This is a genomic window from Colwellia sp. C1TZA3 (assembly GCF_007954265.1).
Lineage (GTDB): Bacteria > Pseudomonadota > Gammaproteobacteria > Enterobacterales > Alteromonadaceae > Cognaticolwellia.
In genome coordinates this window covers 1-19,898 of sequence record NZ_VOLS01000055.1, presented here as the reverse complement: position 1 = coordinate 19,898, position 19,898 = coordinate 1, and the positions used below count along the sequence as shown (strand labels likewise).

Below are 19,898 nucleotides of genomic sequence, written 5' to 3'. Positions count from 1 at the left end.
ATGCGTTTTACAGACATATTTATACGACGACCTGTGCTGTCTACGGTTGTAAGCCTGTTAATACTACTGCTTGGTGTACGCTCCATAATGGAAATGGAAATCCGTGAATACCCGGTACTGAAAAGCACTAAAGTCACGGTGACTACTGTATATCCAGGTGCCAGCAGTGAACTGATTCAGGGTTTTATCACTCAGCCTTTGCAACAGGCGATTGCCGAAGCTAAAGGTATCGACTTTTTGAGCTCGTCTAGTACGCAGGGCTTTTCAACCATTGAAGCACAGATGGAACTCAACTACGATGCCAATGACGCGTTGGCAGAGATCCAATCTAAGGTTGCCAGTCAGCGTAACGTGCTTCCTGCTAAGGCTCAGGATCCCGTTATCAACTCAACGACAGGAGAAGGGCGCGCGCTGATGTACATCGCCTTCTTCAGCGACACTATGCAAGTTCCACAGATCACCGATTATCTTGCCCGGGAAGTCCAGCCAAAACTACAGGCCATTTCGGGTGTCGGTAAAGCCGAACTGCTAGGACGGCGCTTTGCGCTGAGAGTTTGGCTCGATCCTCAACGACTCGCTGCGGTTAATCTCACCTCGACCGATATTGCTCAAACTCTGCGTGAGAACAACTACATTTCTGCGGTCGGGCAAACCAAAGATGAATTCATCAAAATCAATCTCACTAGCAATACTGACGTCGCAAACACTGAACAGTTTGAGAATCTGGTGATCAAATCGACCGAAGATACCATCGTTCGTCTCAAAGATATTGCTAGGGTAGAGCTCGGCTCGCAGACCTACGAGAACATTGCACTTTACAAAGGCAAGCCCTCGACCTACGTCGCCATCAACATTTCTCCGGGTTCTAATCCACTGTCTGTGGCAGAACGAGTTAAGGAACTCCTGCCGGGCATTGAGTCGCAGCTGCCATCTAATCTGCAGGTTGAGCTGCCCTATGATGCCTCCGAATTTATCGACGATTCAATCAATGAAGTCATCAAAACGCTACTCGAGGCGGTGATTATCGTTCTTATCATTGTATTTTTATGTCTCGGATCGCTGCGGGCAGCTATTATTCCTTCAATAGTGGTACCGCTCTCGCTCATTGGTGGTGCCTTCATTATGCTTGTGCTGGGTTTTTCGCTTAATTTACTGACGCTGCTCTCTCTCGTGCTGGCGATCGGCTTGGTCGTCGACGATGCCATCATCATCGTTGAGAATATACACCGTCATATCGTCGATGGTAAATCAAATAAGGATGCGGCGTTGATCGGTGCCCGAGAAATGGCCAATCCCGTCATCGCTATGACAGTTACACTGGTTGCGGTGTACGCACCGATTGGCTTTATGGGTGGCTTGGTTGGCTCGTTGTTTACCGAGTTTGCCTTCACGCTTGCTGGCGCGGTGGTCATTTCAGGGATCGTCGCCTTGACGTTGTCGCCGATGCTGGCCAGTAAGGTACTTAAGCCGCATGGCAAGTCGTCCCGCTTTGAAAGTGCGGTTGAACGTTTGTTCAACCGGCTCGCCAGCGTTTATCAGCGCTCTCTGGCTATTGTCGTCAAAGCGGTATCACCGGTGATCATGTTTGCGCTAGCCGTACTTGTATCGATATTTTTTATGATGATGTTAAGCCAAAATGAACTGGCACCCGCTGAAGATCGCGGCATCGTTCTGTTTCAAGGCAAAGGACCGCAGACGGCTACGCTCGAATACCTACAGAAGTATAGCGCCGAAATGCAGACGGCTTTTGAGGAAGTGCCAGGCTACGACGAGACGTTCATGCTGGTTGGCATGGGGAGCTCAAATGCGGTGTTTGGTGGCTTCAAAATGAAGCCTTGGAGCGAACGGGATATATCACAGTTTGACATCATGCCTGAGCTGCAAGCCTCTGTGGCAGAGATAACGGGTTTAAAAACAGCGTTATTCCCGATCCCATCCTTGCCAGGTTCGAGTGGCGGTCTACCCTTTCAATTTGTGCTGACCTCGGGTAGTGATTTTTCGCAGCTCGATCAGATAGCAGATGAACTCGTTGGGGTTGCGATGCAGAGTGGCAAGTTCACGTTCGTACAGAAGTCGATCAACATCGACAAGCCTATCACCCGAGTAAAGGTTGACCGCGAGCGCGTCGCTGATCTTGGTTTGTCGATGCAGGACATAGGTCAGGAACTTGGCGGTATGCTGGGCGGTGGGTTTATTAGTCGTTTTAACATGGAGGGGCGTTCGTATAAGGTTATTCCTCAGGTTGAGCGATCCGCGCGACAAATAGAAACCGCGCTCAACGATTACTTCATCCGCGCTGACTCTGGCGAATTGGTTCCACTGGGCTCAGTCATCAGCTTCGAGCATGATGTTGAACCTTCATCGAGGACACAATTCAATCAGCTTAATTCAATCACAATCGAAGGCATTCCAGCGCCATCAGTGCCGATGGGACAGGCTATCGGTTTCATGAAAGCGCAGGCAGGCGATATTCTGCCACGGGGCTTTAGCTACGATTTTAAGGGTGAGTCAAGGCAGTTTGAAAATTCTGGCAGTGCGCTAATCGTGACTTTCTTTTTATCGCTACTGGTTATCTATCTGGTGCTGGCTGCGCAATTTGAAAGCTGGCGTGATCCACTTATCATCTTGGTGTCGGTGCCTATGTCGATTGCCGGGGCAATGGCTTTTATCATGCTTGGTTTTGCGACGATGAACATCTACACCCAGGTCGGTCTGATCACATTGATTGGTGTGGCCGCGAAGAACGGTATTCTTATCGTGGAGTTCGCCAATACACTGCAAGAGAGAGGACGCAATAAGCGCGACGCGGTCATTGAAGCCGCGGCGATCCGGCTGCGCCCCATTATCATGACTTCGCTGGCGCTTATCGTCGCCATGATCCCGCTGTTGATTGCGGCCGGCCCGGGAGCAGAGTCGCGTTTCGCGATTGGCATTACTATTGCCACTGGGCTTGGTATCGGGACTTTCTTAACAATGTATGTGTTGCCTGCCTTCTATATTGTGCTGGCGAAGAAGATTGAGACTTCAAAGCCTGAGAAGTAAGGTATTGTTGGTGATTAAAGACCAACTAAGGCGACGATCGTGTGATCGTCGTACAGACTGTGTTTGGTTTTATGGCTATTGTTTTTACTGTGTGGTGGAGACAGCACACAACCCATAACTTTAGTTAGAGTCAACAGCTTTCTAAAGCTTGTCAAAAGACTGATTGTTCATTTTAAAAAGGGAAAACTATGACAGATACCGACCAAATTAAACCTGATATGCCTGTTTTCTGCTCTGAAGATAGTCAATTTGCTACTGTCGATCATATGGAGGGGACGGATACTCTAAAATTGAAGAAAAACACGGACGGCGAACACCATTACATTCCCTTAAGCTGGCTAACCTTAACAAATAGCTTATATTTAAATACCAAGCAGGAAAAAAATTCATGTTAAGTAACATATTATGAGTGACGAGAAATTATTCGGCCGCAGGATATTTTTACGCGGGGCATTGGGTGTAGCGTCGGCTGTAGCACTTACGAGAGTCGCCCCTGCTTGGGCGACACCGCAAGGCCGGGTTTACAAAGACCAAATAGTGAGCGGAGAGACCCTCAACCTGGCGATTTCACAACAAAAGATGAATATAGGTGGGGCAAAAGGTAATCCCATTACTATCAATGGGCAGATGCCAGGACCGTTAATTCGTCTTAAAGAAGGGCAAGTGGCGAAAATAAACGTCACTAACCACCTGAAAACAGATACCTCTATTCACTGGCATGGCATTATTTTGCCAGAGCGGATGGATGGCGTACCGGGTGTTTCATTCGCTGGGATTCGACCCAATGAAACCTATAACTATGTTTTTGATGTGCAGCAAAACGGAACATACTGGTATCACAGTCATTCAGGTTTACAAGAGCAATTGGGCCATTTAGGTCCCATCATTATCGAGCCCTCGGACGGCGATATCGGTGCAGATCGGGAACACACAATTGTGCTCAGTGACTGGACCTTCGAAGATCCCCACGATGTGATGCGTAATCTTAAGGTAGCTGAAGGTTATTACAATTATCAAAAAAGGACTATCTTCGAGACGCTTGACGATGTTGAAAAGCAAGGCTTAGCGAAAACCTGGCAGCAACGCGCTATGTGGGGCCAAATGAGAATGAGTCCGAGAGATATCGCTGATATCACTGCGAGTACTTACACCTATTTGATGAACGGTCGAACCCCAGACGATAATTGGTCGGCGCTATTTAAAGCAGGAGAAAAGATTCGTCTTAGAATTATCAACGGTTCTGCTATGACCTATTTTGATTTTCGTATTCCAGGCTTAGAAATGACAGTGGTAGCGGCAGATGGTCAGCCGGTTAAGCCGGTGAAGGTAGATGAATTTCGAATTGCGGTTGCAGAAACCTTTGATGTCATTGTCGAGCCTAAAGAAAATCAGGCATATACGTTTTTCGCTGAAAGCTTAGATAGAAGCGGCTATGCAAGAGGAACACTGACGCCTGAATTAGGACGGGTCGCGTCTATTCCTACTCGTCGTATTATTACCGAGCGCGGGATGGCTGCGATGGGTATGGGCGACATGTCCGATATGAGTGAAATGTCTGACAAAAAAAAAATGGTCAACATGGAAGAACACGACAGCATGCCGATGAGGCAAATGTCAGGCCATGCTATGCAGCATAAGAAAGCGCCTCTACCTGTAGAAAGCATTAATATAACGCACTCTAAAGATGAACATGGTGCTGGCGCGGCCATGATTGCAAAGAATCCTCAATCTCGTTTAGATGAACCCGGTATTGGACTGGAAAACAGCAGTCGTAAGGTGCTTGTTTACGCTGATTTGCAAGGCGCTCATACTTGGCCGGATGAGCGCGAACCCAGTCGCATGCTTGAACTTCATCTCACTGGGAACATGGAGCGCTACATGTGGTCATTTGACGGCAAAAAATATTCTGAAGTCGATGGCCCTATCCCGTTTCAGTATGGCGAACGTTTACGTCTAGTGCTGGTTAACGACACCATGATGGATCATCCAATTCATCTTCATGGGATGTGGATGGAACTGGAAAATGGTAATTTTCCGAGGCCAAGAAAGCATACTATCAGCCTTAAACCGAGTGAAAAAGTGTCGTTATTAATCACCGCGGATGCATTAGGGAGCTGGGCGTTTCACTGTCATTTACTCTATCACATGGACGCCGGTATGTTCAGGGTTGTGCATGTTTCCAAGGAGGCCAAAGTATGAAAGCTATTTTGGTTAGTATTTTGATTAGCATATTACTGAGTGTAACGGGGTTCCAGATTCAGGCAGATGAGCATAATAGTGATTGGCCCAAGCCTGTTATCGATATCAAAACTGGAAAGGTTTTGTTCGATCGGTTGGAACTTGCACGAAGCAACGAGCAAGAAAATCGAGCGGTTTGGGACATGCTCGCTTGGTACGGAGGTGATTATCATCGGCTTGTATTTAAGAGTGAGGGTGAGAATACCCAGAATGATGGGGAGCCAACTGACCTAGAAAGTGCAGAACTGCTCTACGGCTATCTAATCTCGCCTTTCTGGTCTTTTCAAACCGGTATAGGAACGCGTGGCGAGCTTTCATCAGGTACCCAAATGGAACATTACGCTGTTATAGGTTTCATGGGTTTAGCACCTTATTGGTTTGAAATGGATAACTCACTGTTAATAAACGAAAAAGGTGATTTACAGTTCATCAGTGAAATGGAATATGATTGGCAATTGACGCAGACATCTTACTTGCAACCACGATTAGAGTTGACTGCTAACCTGAGCGATTCAGAAAAATACGATCGGCAGAGTGGTTTTAGTCATTTAAGAATGGGTCTGCGCTATCGGCACGAAATCACGCGTGAATTTGCGCCCTATGTCGGCGTCTATTGGGATAAAGCGCTTGGTAATAGCGCGGATGCGCTTCAGGCACAAGGCGCGGCTACGAGTGAAACGGGGTTTGTGCTTGGCGCACGGGTCTGGTTCTAAAGGAAAATTCGAAATAAAAGAACAGTTCAAAAATTATTTCGATGAAAAGTCACATGCCCATCACCATTGATCATTGTTATCTATGATTCAAAAGTACGATTTAAAAAAGAGGAGAATATTATGATGGACGAGAACATGTTTGGTAATGCTATGTGGGCTGGGCACTGGCTGTGGATGCTAGTGATTGCGATCTTAGTCGTCGTGCCGGTCTGGCGAATATGCCAGCGTGCGGGACATCCAGGCTGGCTGGCACTCCTGATGCTGGTTCCGATGATAAATCTGGCTCTGTTGTATTTTCTCGCCTTTGCCGAGTGGCCCGCGACTAAAGCAGGAGCAAAGATAGCATGAGCGAACATAAACACCAACATGATCATCATGAACATGAAAGTCACGGGGAGCATTCGGCAAAAGACCCTGTGTGCGGGATGTCGGTAGACCCCAAAACTGCAAAGTATCAAAGTAAGCATGCACAAGAGACCTGGTATTTCTGTTCTTCAGGTTGCAAGTCAAAGTTCAACGACGACCCTGACAAGTACCTCAGTGGTAAGAATGAAAAGTCGCAGCCGGTCGCCCCCGGCACCATGTTCACCTGCCCGATGCATCCAGAAATTCGTCAGCAAGGCTCGGGTGACTGTCCGATCTGTGGCATGGCCCTGGAGCCGGAAGAAGTAAGTCTCGATGACGGACCCTCCGAAGAACTCACTGACATGACTCGTCGATTCTGGATCGGTCTGGCCCTGGCGCTTCCGGTATTTGTGCTTGAAATGGGGGGGCACTTTTTTGGGATTGAGCAGATTATGTCAGCACAAATATCCAACTGGATTCAGTTGGTTCTGGCGACGCCTGTGGTTGTTTGGTGTGGCGCACCCTTCTTTGTTCGTGGCTGGAAATCAGTCCTCAGCCGCAATCTGAATATGTTTACACTGATTGCCATCGGTACGGGTGTCTCTCTAATCTACAGCCTGGTAGCGACCCTTGCACCGCAAATATTCCCCGAGGCCTTTCACCAAGAGGATGGCTCAGTCGCCGTGTATTTTGAAGCGGCCGCGGTCATTGTGGTGCTGGTATTGCTGGGTCAGGTGCTTGAGCTGCGGGCCCGGGAGAAAACCTCTGGCGCCATTAAAGCCTTGTTGAACCTTGCCCCGACGACGGCAAGAAAACTCGATGATGACGGCAGCGAGTCGGACGTGTCGCTCGATCAGGTAAAGGTCGGCGACCGATTGCGGGTTCGCCCAGGCGACAAAGTGCCGCTGGATGGCGAGGTGCTCGAAGGCAGTTCCAACGTCGATGAATCTATGGTCACTGGTGAACCTCTGGCTATTAGTAAAAAGACCGGAGACCAGGTCATTGGCGGCAGTATCAACCAGCAAGGCAGTTTTATTCTTAGGGCCGACAAAGTAGGGCGTGACACCATGCTGTCTCAGATTGTCCAGATGGTTGCCAGCGCACAGCGTAGCCGTGCGCCCATCCAGGGGCTGGCTGACAAAGTGGCTGGCTGGTTCGTTCCGGCGGTTATTCTGGTTGCCGCCATTGCATTCGTGGTCTGGTCGATCGTCGGGCCAACGCCACCTATGGCCTTTGGTTTGATCGCCGCCGTGAGTGTTTTAATTATTGCCTGTCCCTGCGCCTTGGGTCTGGCGACCCCGATGTCGATCATGGTCGGTATTGGGCGAGGCGCTCAGATCGGTGTTTTGATCAGAGATGCGGAAGCCTTGGAGCGCATGGAGAAAGTCGACACAGTAGTGGTAGATAAAACCGGCACTCTGACCGAGGGCAAGCCTCAGGTGACCAAGTTGGTTCCGGCAAACGGTTTCAGCGATGAGGACTTGATGCGCTTCGCCGGTGGTCTGGAAAAGGGTAGTGAGCATCCTCTGGCGCATGCGATTCTGGATAAAGCCAAAACCATGAAATGACATTGCCAGACGCCGAGGATTTCGATTCCCCGAACGGCAAAGGGGTGACTGGCAAGATTGATGGAAAAAAGGTTCTGCTTGGCAATCGATTATTAATGGCGTTGGAAAGTGTCGACACCTCAGACTTTGAGGCAGACGCAGACCAGCTTCGTGAGGACGGCGCCACCGTGATCTTTGCTGCCGTAGAGGGCAAGGTCTGTGGTTTGCTGGCGATTGCAGACCCAGTCAAGGAGACCACTGAAGCAGCTATTTCCGCTCTTCAAAAGGAAGGGATTCGGGTAGTGATGCTGACCGGAGACAACCGAACCTCCGCCGAAGCCGTGGCTCGCAAACTGCATATTGATGAAGTGGAAGCGGAAGTATTGCCAGAAGACAAGGGTAAGGTCATTCAGCGATTGAAGGATGAAGGACGTATTGTTGTCATGGCAGGGGATGGTGTGAACGATGCGCCAGCCCTAGCAACCGCAGACGTCGGCATTGCCATGGGAACAGGGACAGACGTAGCCATCGAAAGTGCGGGTATTACCCTGTTACGCGGCGATCTGATGGGGATTGTCGAAGCACGGAAATTGTCGCGGGCAACTATGCGCAATATCCGGCAGAATCTGTTCTTTGCCTTCATTTACAACACCGCGGGCGTGCCGATTGCGGCAGGGGTCTTGTATCCATTTACCGGTATCCTGCTGTCGCCCATCATTGCGGCTGCGGCAATGTCGCTGTCTTCGGTAAGCGTCATTACCAATGCCCTACGATTGAGGGTGGTGAAACTGTCAAACGATTAAATTGATGGGGGGACTTCCCCCGGAAAAAAAGGAGATATGTATGTCTTATACAATAGATCGTGTTTTTGAGAATGCCGAGTTCGCTGAAGTGGATGAGCGAACCCGTAAAGCCCTAGCTGATCGGGGTTTTGGGGTTTTGACAGAAATAGACGTCAAGGCGACCATGAAAAAGAAACTGGATAAGGATATGCTCGCTTATCGGATCCTTGGAGCCTGTAATCCAAACATGGCCTGGGAATCGATTGGCCTGGAACCCCGGGTAGGTGCAATGTTGCCGTGCAATGTCATTATTCGCGAAACATCTCAGGGTGTGGAAGTCAGCGCAGTTGATCCCGTGTCATCCATGAGCGCAATCGACAATGAGCAACTCAAACAGGTCGCGGGCGAGGTAAGAGATATGTTGTCTGAGGCTATCAAGGCGATTTGACTCGTCGCTTCACTAGGCAGAAGTGATGACGGGGAAGCTTAAACCATTATCTTACACAGCATGCTCATTGCTAGAACAGGTAGACAAACTATTCGTTCTATCCGTTGGTTTATGAGTACGCTGTGCATTATAGAAAGAGGAGTTTAACGAATACCATTACACATTTTTACGCATCAGCCCGGTGGACAACAGTTTGTCTTTACTATGGCTTATTAGTTATCTGTTGTGCGTGGGCTCACCTTACGCCGGCGTGAAGGTGATGCTTCACACCCCAGTAATAAATCACTAGGCCAATAACACCAATCCCATTAAGTTATTGCTCACTTGTACTAGTTAAAATAGCTCAAGGCTGTGTTGATCTCAATCCCAATAGCCAGCTATTGCTCAATCGAGCGCCTTACCTTGAGTTATTTTTCCTGCGCACAACAAGATCACAAACTTAATGGAACTGGTATAACACCCATAAGCGCCATGATTATTCCCGATTGTTTTGCGACAACGGTATTAAATTTCATACCCGCTAAATAGAAGCCCGTGCCAACAACCCTTAACCCCAAAGAAATAACGCCCAACATAATCAGCCCTTTTCTCTTCTCATGTTTAATAATTTGATTTGGGTTTTCCATCTTATATCTCCTGATTTTTTATAAAAAATGAAACGATAAAAAAATTAAATTTATCTAATAGATAAACTAAAAGTTAGGCGAACCGTTACACGATTCGCTATAAACCTAAATCGCAAAATACATCAGAGTATGAAGATATCTGTTCGCTGTCGTACAGACTGTGTTTGGTTTTATGGCTATTGTTTTTACTGTGTGGTGGAGACAGCACACAACCCATAACTTTAGTTAGAGTCAACAGCTTTCTAAAGCTTGTCAAAAGACTGATTGTTCATTTTAAAAAGGGAAAACTATGACAGATACCGACCAAATTAAACCTGATATGCCTGTTTTCTGCTCTGAAGATAGTCAATTTGCTACTGTCGATCATATGGAGGGGACGGATACTCTAAAATTGAAGAAAAACACGGACGGCGAACACCATTACATTCCCTTAAGCTGGCTAACCTTAACAGAAGGCGACAAGGTTAAAGTCGATCGTCCAGGGGGCCAGGCAATGCAGGAGTGGTCACAAACTTCGCCAACAGGGTCAAGACACTAAAACCTTAGTGTCTTGGCTAACATAGACGTTATCCTCACCCATCGCGACGACCGATTCTCAGTGATAGGTCATTAGATTTGGCGTCACACCATAAAGCTATAGCATAGATTGTGCGTTGTGTTATTAGTAAGAGAACTATTAAAAAAGGATGAAAAAAATGAGATTTAATACCTGCGCATTTATGCTGATTGGCATCATGGGCATGACACCCGTTGTTTATGCGAAAACACCCACGGATATGACCTCAATAGAGGAAGTGAAACAAGAAACGCAGAGCTTGATTCACACGCTCAAAGCCTATACTGCTAATCAAAGGGACGAAGCAAGTAAGAAGGCGGAGGCAGCTTTGGATAATTTGGATAACCGCATCGATGAACTGGAAACAAGCATTGATGATAACTGGGATAAAATGAATAAGGCTGCCCGTAACAACGCCCGCACCAGTCTGAAATCATTGCGCAGTCAAAGGATAGAAGTGGCAGAGTGGTATGGGCGATTAAAAAGCAGCTCTAACGATGCGTGGGGGCAAATGAAGACGGGTTTCTCCAATGCCTATGGCGCAGTCAATAGTGCATGGGGAAAAGCCAAAAAAGAATTTGAGTCTGAGGATAGAACTGGGCAATAGCGCTGAGTAATAGACAGTCATTACCACTAGCCAGCCTGATGAAAAAAATGAAGTCGTTAGCAAAGAATCCAATTGGCAATAATCGGAGCGCAACTAATGGCAGCGAACAACACAGACCAACATAACCTGGTGTCGTGATGGTATCGCGAACTTTGCGGCCTTGAAAACAGCCATAGCAAATGGTGAAGAGCTGCTGGTGAAAAAATTATTGGCAGACTTAACGATGCAAGAGATTGAAAAAAGCTATCTCATTGACTTAGCGAAACTAAACAATAATCTCTTTATTATAAAGTTACTTAAAGATATTCCCATAATGAATAAGAATAAATAGCAGCTGCTATTTATTCGACTTGTTGAACAATCTTGGACTAAGGTTATAAGTGTGCATTTTCCAAGATCTGCCAATGGGATTTGTTAGATTAAAAATAAATTAAGACAGATTAAGATAACGAGGACTTTAATTATGAATAGATATGTGCTGATGGTTTTATTGGTATGGGTGATATCTCTGGCAAGTAATGTTGGAGCAAAAGAGCTAAAACTTGCCCCAGGGGAAGTATACCGTACAGGTGACCTTACCGTCACATGTGGCCAAACGTCAACTGATAAACCTTTGGCCCTCAACGACTGCCAGTATTGGGATGATTTTAATAATAAATGTTTGTTTGAGAAAACCACTTATACGCATAAAAACCTCGAATGTGTTGAACAATGTCAGCGCTGGGATAAGTTTAAAAGCACTTGCTATTACCAGTCAAAATGCACCTTCTACCCGTCCGAACAGACATTTGTGCAAACCACATGCGAAAAATTTGATGACTTTAACAATACCTGTTTGAAAATGAAGGATAAGAAAGTTGAGCAATAATAGAAAAAAGTCTGTGTGTCACCACGGCGTGTCGAAATACGAAATGAGGGCTCGGTTTGTCGCCTTGTTTACAACGCTAGTATTGGTCGTTTTTCCTGCCATCACTTTTGCCCAACCACCGTGCCCAGGCATTCACGTGAAAATTCTGGACATCAAAAACAGCACTGGAGTGATAGCTTGCGGGCTTTTTAAAAGGTCAGAGGGCTTTCCTACTGAGTTTTTGCACTCAGCAACTAACATCTCAATGACAAAGGTTCAGGATACGCAAGCACGTTGTGATTTTATAAATATACCGACGGGCACTTATGCACTTGCCGTTATTCATGATGAAAATATGGATGGCAAGCTTGACACCAACTTGTTGGGAGTTCCCACAGAAGGCTATGGTTTTTCAAATACCACCATTGACGAATTTGGCGCTCCTGCCTTTTCAGCCGCCAGATTCCATTACGACGAGCAGAAACTTAATCTGACGATTAAATTGAAATACTGATGAGAATTATGCTTATAGTCAAGCGGTTCTCTGGTCGCAGCGCTATGGTTTATGAATGTTACAGACTAAACCGTCAATCCAACTAACTGGGTTCTCCGACTTAGGTAGCGGCAGCGTACTCATATGCAGATGACCCTGAAAAAGCGCTATTACACCAATCCCATTAAGTCGCCGTTCTTCAAGTTCGACTCAGCTGACTTTCAGGCGCTCGTCAGGCAGGAATGCTGGGGTACTCGGTGACGATGTATGGCTACAGCCCGCACATTTCGTTCTTGGATACGTTTTCGAATGCGATTTCGAACGATGCACACCAGCGCTGCATCGCGGCGCCTGCCAATCACTCTGCAGCGAATGATCCCCAGTGAAACGCTCGCTGGAGCTGGATTTGACGCCAAGCCATTGAGCTTTATTAGCAGAAAGCAAAGCCTTGAGGACAAAGGAAAAGTCCAAATAGGCAATGTGAAACATGAGCGTCTTACGTTTACTTGTCCTTGTGGTTCACCAGTAAATTTTTCGCCTGATTTATTTTTGCTGCCAAGTAATTACTGCCACCCCGATCTGGATGGAGCTTTAGCATTAGTTTGCGGTGCGCTGCGATGACTTCTTCCTCCGTTGCGTTTTGATCAAGGCCCAGCACAGCATAAGCTTCACTTGCAATCATCTCACTGTTATCACTTGTGCTAGAGCTTTGTCCACTCTCTTTAGAATAGCCTCCGGCATTAGCAGCTTCGCGCCAGTCAGCACCATGTTCGCGATCAAGATAGGCAGTTAAAACTTCAATCGAATCCGGATATTGCTTATCTGCTAGGTCATAGAGAGAAATTAATTCTGACAGACTTAATTCAGACAGGTATTTGCCCTTGCTATCAGTCGCCAGTAATTCACCATCCAAATTGCCATTTTCGTGCTCTAGGGTCATTTTGAGCAAGCTAGTTTCAACCGTAGAATACTGCGATGAACTCGAGCTCTGTGTCGCTTTGGCCTTCAGGGCATCAATATATCGCACTGCGATATAGCCGATGATGATAACCGCTACTAAAACGGCAAGTCTGAACATAGAGTCTCACTTATTTGAGGTATCAGTTAAGTCACAAAGCCTACCACCTTTTATTTTACGGTGTTGGCATTTTCGAGGGAGCGATTGAATTTTTTACAGCCTTCTAATCACGACTACTTTATTTGCTGTAATAGTCGTTGCACGCTTGCATCCTTACTCAACAAATTACTTTTCAAAGCAGATTTACCGCCAGCTGCATATACCGCAACCGCGGCTAACAACTGACCTAACTGTCTGGCACTGCCTTGATCAAACTGGCAATGTGCGCCTCCGCTCAATGTCGCCAGCTGTGAGAAGATACGGCCAACTTTTGGATTTTTTCCTTCCTGAAAAACAAATAAAGGTAGGTTTAGTATACCTAACTGGCCTGCCAAGGCGCCCAGTGAATCCGGGTTTTCTTCAACACAATCACCGATAAACACCAGTGCGTTTACTTTACTTGTGCGAGTTTCACTCAATGCGTGCGCTAACACTTTGGCAATTTGGGTTTTGCCGGCCAGGCACTGTACTGAAAGTAAGGCTTGTTTGATTTCGTCGGCGCCGCGTGTCCAAGGAAGTGCTTTAAACTCTCCAAAACCTCGGTAATAACAAAGCTGCACACTGATAGCACTGACCTTATCTGCTTCGGCAAACATAGCCGCATGCTGATGACTTGCCATATCCCAGCAGTGCTCACGACTTGCTGTGGCATCCATGGCAAATATCAATCTGCCCTTATCGCTAGTGACCAGCGGAGCCTTGTTGACTTTGCCAATGAATGCCTGAACATCTTGGGCGGTCGACTTTTTATCAGGGAGTTTTGAGGCCATGTTATGTTCCCGTTTCTGCTAAACGTAAAGTAAAAAAATAAAGATAAAAATAGAGTAGCATAAATAAAGTAATCTAAATAAAGTAACAAAACAAAAAAACCAGCACAGCGATGCTAACGGCTGCCGTTACGTTAAGAACATGTGGCAATCGTAGCGCAAAGAGTACGTCGTTAAGAAAAGCACAAGCCTTTAGCAGTAAAGGCTTGTGCTATTCTCAACGACATCCGGCTCGTAAATATCAGCAGCACGACGTAAGCTTGCAACAGCTCCTTCGATACGCCATATGGCGGCTTCAGTGTTGCCCCGTCCGCGTCATCTGCGATTACCAATACGCAGCGGCATTCGCCCATGCATAGTGTTTATTCGAGCGAGAATTAGCAGACCAAATCTTGAGTACCTCCAAAGCCAATGTGATTTTTTTCACCAGATAGACTCTAAATACTTTGTGCTTTTCGACCAGATCCGACATGACTAAACCTGCCTCAAAATTTTTGGGCACTATTGCGTAATCCATCGGCCGCGCTGAGACCGGCGATGCTGGCACTCAATATCGCGACGTGCTTAGACAGCCTATTCGGGGGAGGCAACGGTAATTCGAAACAGTCGTTATTTGTCGGTTCGATATCGCACAGAACCAGCGTTAATAGCACCGTATGATTGGTCGCTAGGTGTTAGCGACGTAAGCTAGTCTGGCGCACGAGCCATCGCGCACTCTTTTTGCCCGTTAACGGCTCAAGCTTTAAGGGAAGTTACATGAATAAATTAGCGTTAGAATTGACGGAAAAATTAAAAAAACCGCGTCAAATAATTTTAGGCATTGTCGTTGCTTTGGTTTTTTATATCGGGTTTAGCAGTTATTATACTGTCTCTGCTGAATCTGTCGGCGTCTTGCAGCGTTTCGGCAGCTATCAATACGTGGTTGCCCCCGGTTTGCATTTTAAGATCCCTTTTGGCGTTGATACGGTGACACAAGTCCCGATTAAGCGACAATTAAAAGAAGAGTTTGGTTTCGGCACCGCAGGTGCGACAAACCCCCAGCAAATATCACCACCCAGTGAGTGGAAGTTAGAAACGACGATAGTAACGGGGGATCTAAACACCGCATTGGTGGAATGGGTTATTCAATATCGCATTGAAGACGCCTATGATTTTCTTTTCAAAGTTAGAGATCCCGGTGATGCCCTTCGCGACATTTCAGAATCTGTTATGCGAGAGGTTGTTGGCGATAGGACTGTCGATGAAGTGCTCACCTTCGGTAGGCAAGACATCGAAACCAGCGCACAAGTGAAAATGCAGGAAGTTGTTAATCTCTACCAAATGGGACTGCGTATCGATCAGGTGCAGCTCAAAAACGTTAACCCTCCCAAGCCGGTACAAGCATCTTTTGATGAAGTAAACGAAGCTAAGCAGGAGCGGGAGCGAATGATCAATGTGGCTCGCGGGCAATATAATAAGGCGGTGCCTCGAGCGAGAGGAAAGGCGGAACAGTCTATTCAGGTAGCAGAGGGGTATGCCATTTTGCGAGTCAACCAGGCAGAAGGAGATACCGCTAAATTCAGTGCCTTGCTAACCGAATACATCAAGGCGCGAGCCATCACTAAGCAACGGATCTATCTTGAGAACATGGCAGAAGTCTTGCCAAGAATAAACAACAAAATCATTTTAGATAATAAAGCCTCTTCGATATTGCCGCTATTACAACTCAATAAAACTCAGGGAGACGCCAAATGAAACCTATTGGATATATTCTGTTAGCGATTTTTTTGCCGCTATTAGTCGTGTGTTATCAATCATTTTACAAAGTTGATGAGACTGAGCAAGTCATTGTTACCCAGTTTGGCAAGCCTGTTGGCGGCACCATCAATGAAGCAGGACTAAAGTTCAAGATCCCATTTATACAAACAGTTAACCGAATAGAAAAACGTATTTTGTTATGGGATGGTTCGGCCAATGATATGCCGACCAAGGATAAACTTTACATTACAGTGGATACGTTTGGGCGATGGAAAATTAAGGATCCGCTTCAGTACTTTCTGCGCTTACGCAACGAAAGAAGTGCACAATCGAGATTGGATGATATTCTTGGTAGTGAAACACGTAATGCTGTTGCCAACCATCAGCTGATAGAAATTGTTAGAACAACAAAAGATAGAAAGCCCATCATAGACCCACTATTGGCCAAAGCCGGTATAGGTAACCTATTACCCATTAAGGAAGGCAGGCGTCAAATCGAAGAAGACATTTTTGCTGCCGCAGCCGTGAAATTGTCCGAATTTGGTATCGAACTACTTGATATTCGCTTTAAGCGAATTAATTATAACGAAAGTGTTCGCCAGAAAATTTATGCTAGGATGATCAGTGAGCGCCAGCAAATTGCGGAACGATTCCGCTCTGAGGGTGCTGGGGAGGCTGCGAAGATTATTGGCAAGAAAGACAAAGATTTACAGCGAATTGAATCTGAAGCCTATAAAGAGATACAAAAAATCAAAGGTATTGCCGACGCGAAGGCAGCAGACATCTACTCAACAATATATGATAGGTCAAAAGATTCACGCGCGCTTTATGGTTTTGTAAAAACCTTGGAAACCTATCAAAAGGTGATTGATCCCAGCACTACACTGGTAATAACTACCGACAGTGAACTTTACCAGTTGCTCAATGGTGTAGGCGATTAATATTGATTAAAGTATTGATAAATTAACTGATTACTCTACAAGGTAAACCGATAATTCTTTTAACACGCTGAGCAGTTTAATACCGACCGCCTTTAGCGGGTAGTTGCTAGCGATGCACCACTGTGATGTGGTGCATCGCCGCTATCACCTCTTGTACTAATACGTGAAATCTAACCGTGATAATGGCGTTGATTCTAATCGCCCGCAACCTTTTAGCTAAAGGGTTGCAGCGCAACCTTGAGTTAAGTCCTCGTTGGCCCTTGCGCTAGGGCAGTGACAGAATATCTACAATAGGCTAAGTTGCAGTAATCCACTGATAATATTTTTTAATTGAGTTGGCCATGGTTACACTACCTGCATTGTTAATGCTGGGCCACTGCCATAAGTGGTAGAAAATATCGTAGCGAATGATTTAATCACAAGTGCAGCTTTTATACCAATCCCATTAAGTTATTGCTCACCTGTACTCGTTAAAATAGCTCAATGCTGTGTTGCTCTCACTCCCAATAGCCAGCTATTGCTCAATCGAGCGCCTGACCTTGAATTATTTTTCCTGCGCACAACAAGATCACAAACTTAATGGCACTGGTATTACACGTTCGCTCAGACATTTGTACAAACTACATGTGAAAATTTTGACGACTTCAATAATACCTGTTTAAAAATGAAGGACAAGCAAGTTGGGCAATAATAGAAAAAGTCTGTGTGTAATCTTAGCGTGTCAACATACAAAATGAGTGCTCGGTTTGTAGCGTTTTTTTAAATGCTAGTATTGGTTGTTTTTTCTGCCATCACTCTTGCCCAATTACCGAGCTCAAAAATCTATGTTAAAATTCTGGGCATTAAAAACTGTATCCATAACGCTGAGGATCACCCGTTATCAGCTTGCCCGTAGGGAGTTAAGCTAGAAAAACAGTCCAGTGTTGCATACATAGATATATGTACTTAGGTTTTGTCTGGAACAAAAAACCTGTGCATTACTTGATAAGGTTTTTAAATGGATGTAGAACATTAAAGTAACGCGGGAGCAGTTACCGAGAATTACCATTATATGTGTGGCGCGCCTTGGTCTGATTTCCTAGCTTAACTCTGAAACTGAAACTGAAACTGAAACTGAAACTGAAACTGAAACTGAAACTGAACCTTGAAGTGGAACGGGTATATCGCATGGTTCGGTCATAACATACTCATAAGTTGTGTATGTAAGCGCTTATTGAGTCTTTAAAAAAGCATTACCCGCGATAATACCTGCACGATAATCATGTTGTAAATCTATATCGGTACTACCTAATATTTTACTTTGAAGATTGTCTTCAGCAAATATTTGAATGATCTCGACGCCTTCAGGAGGGTTAGCAATAAAGGCGAGTTCTTTTTGGTAAGCTTGCTCATGCTGAACCAAATAATCAATCATTTTTGGGCAATACCCAGACACATAAATCCATGATTTTAGTTTATGTACCCAAGCAGCCTGAGTATGAAGTTCATTATTCACCGTTCTAATAACCACAATTTTTGTAGCGCCACGACGATAGGATTCACGAACCGGCAACGGCGCAGCAAGTCCACCGTCAAGATAAATGTCATCTTTAGGGTCATCAGTAACTGCCTGTGCCTGATCTGTTGAACTAACGGACAATTTAGGCGCGATCTTAACCCCTTGTTTATATAAAAAAGGTAGTGCGCTCGAGGCTTGAAGTAATCGTCGCCATTGATTTTTTTCACCATTTGGGCTTAAGAAATAACCTTGCCTATCACGTGAATTCGTTGCGGTGATTAATAACTCTCGTTGTCCTAATGATTTCGTTGCTGCTGCAAAGTCTATGGCAAAAACACCTTGAATGGTTTTATCAAAGTACCAATCCAAATCGACAACATTGCCCCCCACCAATCCACGGCCTAATTGATAAAAACGCTTACTACTTGATAATTCACTAATAAAGTACTTAGCATAGCCTTTTTGACGAGATAAAAAACTGGTGATATTTTGTGAACCAGCAGATGTGCCTATAAATATATCAAAGGGATCAAAGTTATCCTCTAACCAGGCATCTAGTACACCTGCGGTGAATATTCCTCGTTGACCACCACCTTCAGCAATAAGCGCTATTTTAGTGTTTGATTCTGCGCAATTATTAACAGGAGGAGTTGATGTTAGGACTTTCATGCTTAGGCCTTCTAATAATATTTATTGTATAAGACAAGTCTAAAGCACTTGTTCTCGGATTGCTGTCGGGAGGAATAATTTTCACCTGGTTTAAGCACTGCAATACTGGACTCATCATCCAAATTTGGCAGACACAGAGACTATAAAATTGTGATCCCAAGCATGATAGCTGTCTAATGTTTTCTGATAGTTGAGCATGCGTGATCGATTTAGGTTCAGCGCCTCCTCACCGGACAGCTATTGATGCCTAGGAGTGAGTACAGAGGGCACAGGCCAATTGCACCGGTCAGCAGCGGCACAACCCCGATATAACCCCAAACACCTATTGTGTTGTTGGCGGCTAGTCCTATAAAAATTAGACCTGCTATAATGCGCACCGAGCGATCCAATTTACCTTCATTCGTCTTCATAGTGTTTCTCCTTTATCGAAGCACTAGGCTATCTTCATAAGCCACAGATAAGAACTAACTTAGTTCGAGTCCTGCGGGAATTTATTTTTACTTCTTCGTCGAGGTAGCGATGTCGTTCTGTTGGTGAACTTGATCTCGTCAATAATACGTAGGATCTGGTCGAAGTTACGACCCACGTTCCTCGGATAGATCATCATCAAGCAGATCTTTTTGTGTGAATCGAATATATGGTTCCCAGAGTATGCTGCAAGTGACATCCACGTCTGTTCGACAGCGAACATTCGACAATATTAAGGGATGATCAACTCATGAGATATGTCACAATAGGAGCCTAGGCTCAGAGCGACATAGCTAACGGTCACTTTTGGCTGATTATAAATTAGAACGACTTATACCAATTTGATTAATTAAGTGATCACCTTTTTCATGAGGAAAAATGGATAAATACAAGGCATAAAATTTAGTCAGTAGTTATTCACCTTATAAATTTTATAACGCTGTAGTTATTCATTTTA

At 45.5% G+C, this 19,898-nt stretch carries 18 protein-coding genes and 1 pseudogene; 14 read left to right on the top strand and 5 right to left on the bottom strand.

What is annotated here, in order from left to right:
- The 7 genes and pseudogenes from ESZ39_RS14190 to ESZ39_RS14160 all read left to right on the top strand — a co-directional run bounded on the left by ESZ39_RS14190 (nucleotide 1) and on the right by ESZ39_RS14160 (nucleotide 9,115).
- Nucleotides 1-3,042, top strand: coding sequence for an efflux RND transporter permease subunit (locus tag ESZ39_RS14190; RefSeq protein WP_146880559.1), 3,042 nt, complete (start codon nucleotides 1-3; stop codon nucleotides 3,040-3,042).
- A 188-nt stretch (nucleotides 3,043-3,230) separates the two neighbouring features.
- Nucleotides 3,231-3,437 (top strand): DUF2171 domain-containing protein, encoded by a 207-nt coding sequence (locus ESZ39_RS14185; RefSeq protein ID WP_146880558.1) that lies wholly within the window; start codon nucleotides 3,231-3,233, stop codon nucleotides 3,435-3,437.
- Nucleotides 3,438-3,447: 10 nt separating this feature from the next.
- The gene (locus ESZ39_RS14180) at nucleotides 3,448-5,241 is read left to right on the top strand and encodes a copper resistance system multicopper oxidase (protein ID WP_146880557.1); all 1,794 of its coding nucleotides are present in this window, start codon (nucleotides 3,448-3,450) and stop codon (nucleotides 5,239-5,241) included.
- On the top strand, nucleotides 5,238-5,993 hold the full coding sequence (locus ESZ39_RS14175) for a copper resistance protein B (RefSeq protein ID WP_146880556.1): 756 nt from the start codon (nucleotides 5,238-5,240) through the stop codon (nucleotides 5,991-5,993). The genes ESZ39_RS14180 and ESZ39_RS14175 overlap by 4 nt, the downstream gene beginning before the upstream one ends.
- 120 nt (nucleotides 5,994-6,113) lie before the next feature.
- A complete protein-coding gene (locus tag ESZ39_RS14170; protein WP_146880555.1) occupies nucleotides 6,114-6,341 on the top strand; it encodes a hypothetical protein in 228 nt (75 codons plus the stop codon).
- A pseudogene (locus ESZ39_RS14165) lies at nucleotides 6,338-8,688 on the top strand (heavy metal translocating P-type ATPase). The gene ESZ39_RS14170 and the pseudogene ESZ39_RS14165 overlap by 4 nt, the downstream one beginning before the upstream one ends.
- 40 nt (nucleotides 8,689-8,728) lie before the next feature.
- On the top strand, nucleotides 8,729-9,115 hold the full coding sequence (locus ESZ39_RS14160; RefSeq protein ID WP_146880554.1) for a DUF302 domain-containing protein: 387 nt from the start codon (nucleotides 8,729-8,731) through the stop codon (nucleotides 9,113-9,115).
- Between the two features lie 431 nt (nucleotides 9,116-9,546).
- On the opposite strand, the gene ESZ39_RS14155 is transcribed toward ESZ39_RS14160, so the two are convergent.
- Entirely contained in the window at nucleotides 9,547-9,741 is a 195-nt protein-coding gene (locus ESZ39_RS14155) for a hypothetical protein (RefSeq protein WP_146880553.1), read from the bottom strand.
- 289 nt (nucleotides 9,742-10,030) lie between these two features.
- Here ESZ39_RS14155 and ESZ39_RS14150 point away from each other — a divergent pair, with 289 nt between their 5' ends.
- The 5 genes from ESZ39_RS14150 to ESZ39_RS14130 all read left to right on the top strand — a co-directional run bounded on the left by ESZ39_RS14150 (nucleotide 10,031) and on the right by ESZ39_RS14130 (nucleotide 12,265).
- Nucleotides 10,031-10,279, top strand: coding sequence for a DUF2171 domain-containing protein (locus tag ESZ39_RS14150; RefSeq protein ID WP_146880552.1), 249 nt, complete (start codon nucleotides 10,031-10,033; stop codon nucleotides 10,277-10,279).
- Between the two features lie 157 nt (nucleotides 10,280-10,436).
- A complete protein-coding gene (locus ESZ39_RS14145) occupies nucleotides 10,437-10,904 on the top strand; it encodes a hypothetical protein (protein ID WP_146880551.1) in 468 nt (155 codons plus the stop codon).
- A 121-nt stretch (nucleotides 10,905-11,025) separates the two neighbouring features.
- The gene (locus ESZ39_RS18115) at nucleotides 11,026-11,235 is read left to right on the top strand and encodes a hypothetical protein (protein ID WP_146880566.1); all 210 of its coding nucleotides are present in this window, start codon (nucleotides 11,026-11,028) and stop codon (nucleotides 11,233-11,235) included.
- A gap of 132 nt (nucleotides 11,236-11,367) precedes the next feature.
- Nucleotides 11,368-11,772: a hypothetical protein gene (locus tag ESZ39_RS14135; RefSeq protein WP_191321801.1), complete on the top strand. Its 405-nt coding sequence runs from the start codon at nucleotides 11,368-11,370 to the stop codon at nucleotides 11,770-11,772.
- Between the two features lie 136 nt (nucleotides 11,773-11,908).
- Nucleotides 11,909-12,265, top strand: a complete 357-nt coding sequence (locus tag ESZ39_RS14130; RefSeq protein ID WP_223270395.1) for a DUF2141 domain-containing protein — start codon at nucleotides 11,909-11,911, stop codon at nucleotides 12,263-12,265.
- A 481-nt stretch (nucleotides 12,266-12,746) separates the two neighbouring features.
- On the opposite strand, the gene ESZ39_RS14125 is transcribed toward ESZ39_RS14130, so the two are convergent.
- Both ESZ39_RS14125 and ESZ39_RS14120 read right to left on the bottom strand, forming a co-directional pair.
- Entirely contained in the window at nucleotides 12,747-13,322 is a 576-nt protein-coding gene (locus ESZ39_RS14125) for a DnaJ domain-containing protein (protein ID WP_146880549.1), read from the bottom strand.
- A 113-nt stretch (nucleotides 13,323-13,435) separates the two neighbouring features.
- Nucleotides 13,436-14,131, bottom strand: coding sequence for a VWA domain-containing protein (locus ESZ39_RS14120; protein WP_146880548.1), 696 nt, complete (start codon nucleotides 14,129-14,131; stop codon nucleotides 13,436-13,438).
- Nucleotides 14,132-14,884: 753 nt separating this feature from the next.
- Between ESZ39_RS14120 and hflK the strand changes: the two genes are divergently transcribed.
- Nucleotides 14,885-15,862, top strand: coding sequence for an FtsH protease activity modulator HflK (hflK, locus tag ESZ39_RS14115; protein WP_146880547.1), 978 nt, complete (start codon nucleotides 14,885-14,887; stop codon nucleotides 15,860-15,862).
- Nucleotides 15,859-16,806 carry a protease modulator HflC gene (gene hflC / locus ESZ39_RS14110; protein ID WP_146880546.1) on the top strand — a complete coding sequence of 316 codons (948 nt, stop codon included), beginning with the start codon at nucleotides 15,859-15,861 and terminating at the stop codon, nucleotides 16,804-16,806. The genes hflK and hflC overlap by 4 nt, the downstream gene beginning before the upstream one ends.
- Nucleotides 16,807-18,016: 1,210 nt before the next feature.
- Here hflC and ESZ39_RS14105 read toward each other — a convergent pair.
- Entirely contained in the window at nucleotides 18,017-18,973 is a 957-nt protein-coding gene (locus ESZ39_RS14105) for a patatin family protein (protein WP_146880545.1), read from the bottom strand.
- Between the two features lie 215 nt (nucleotides 18,974-19,188).
- On the bottom strand, nucleotides 19,189-19,383 hold the full coding sequence (locus ESZ39_RS14100) for a DUF2892 domain-containing protein (protein WP_146880544.1): 195 nt from the start codon (nucleotides 19,381-19,383) through the stop codon (nucleotides 19,189-19,191).
- Nucleotides 19,384-19,898 lie beyond the last annotated feature (515 nt).

Excerpts from the sequence above, each read along its gene's own strand:
- ESZ39_RS14125 (WP_146880549.1), bottom strand. The coding sequence starts at position 13,322 with ATGTTCAGACTTGCCGTTTTAGTAGCGGTTATCATCATCGGCTATATC.
- ESZ39_RS14145 (WP_146880551.1), top strand. The coding sequence starts at position 10,437 with ATGAGATTTAATACCTGCGCATTTATGCTGATTGGCATCATGGGCATG.
- hflK (WP_146880547.1), top strand. The coding sequence starts at position 14,885 with ATGAATAAATTAGCGTTAGAATTGACGGAAAAATTAAAAAAACCGCGT.
- ESZ39_RS14120 (WP_146880548.1), bottom strand. The coding sequence starts at position 14,131 with ATGGCCTCAAAACTCCCTGATAAAAAGTCGACCGCCCAAGATGTTCAG.
- ESZ39_RS14185 (WP_146880558.1), top strand. The coding sequence starts at position 3,231 with ATGACAGATACCGACCAAATTAAACCTGATATGCCTGTTTTCTGCTCT.
- hflC (WP_146880546.1), top strand. The coding sequence starts at position 15,859 with ATGAAACCTATTGGATATATTCTGTTAGCGATTTTTTTGCCGCTATTA.
- ESZ39_RS14105 (WP_146880545.1), bottom strand. The coding sequence starts at position 18,973 with ATGAAAGTCCTAACATCAACTCCTCCTGTTAATAATTGCGCAGAATCA.
- ESZ39_RS14170 (WP_146880555.1), top strand. The coding sequence starts at position 6,114 with ATGATGGACGAGAACATGTTTGGTAATGCTATGTGGGCTGGGCACTGG.
- ESZ39_RS14100 (WP_146880544.1), bottom strand. The coding sequence starts at position 19,383 with ATGAAGACGAATGAAGGTAAATTGGATCGCTCGGTGCGCATTATAGCA.
- ESZ39_RS14160 (WP_146880554.1), top strand. The coding sequence starts at position 8,729 with ATGTCTTATACAATAGATCGTGTTTTTGAGAATGCCGAGTTCGCTGAA.
- ESZ39_RS14180 (WP_146880557.1), top strand. The coding sequence starts at position 3,448 with ATGAGTGACGAGAAATTATTCGGCCGCAGGATATTTTTACGCGGGGCA.
- ESZ39_RS14190 (WP_146880559.1), top strand. The coding sequence starts at position 1 with ATGCGTTTTACAGACATATTTATACGACGACCTGTGCTGTCTACGGTT.
- ESZ39_RS14175 (WP_146880556.1), top strand. The coding sequence starts at position 5,238 with ATGAAAGCTATTTTGGTTAGTATTTTGATTAGCATATTACTGAGTGTA.
- ESZ39_RS14135 (WP_191321801.1), top strand. The coding sequence starts at position 11,368 with ATGAATAGATATGTGCTGATGGTTTTATTGGTATGGGTGATATCTCTG.
- ESZ39_RS14150 (WP_146880552.1), top strand. The coding sequence starts at position 10,031 with ATGACAGATACCGACCAAATTAAACCTGATATGCCTGTTTTCTGCTCT.
- ESZ39_RS14155 (WP_146880553.1), bottom strand. The coding sequence starts at position 9,741 with ATGGAAAACCCAAATCAAATTATTAAACATGAGAAGAGAAAAGGGCTG.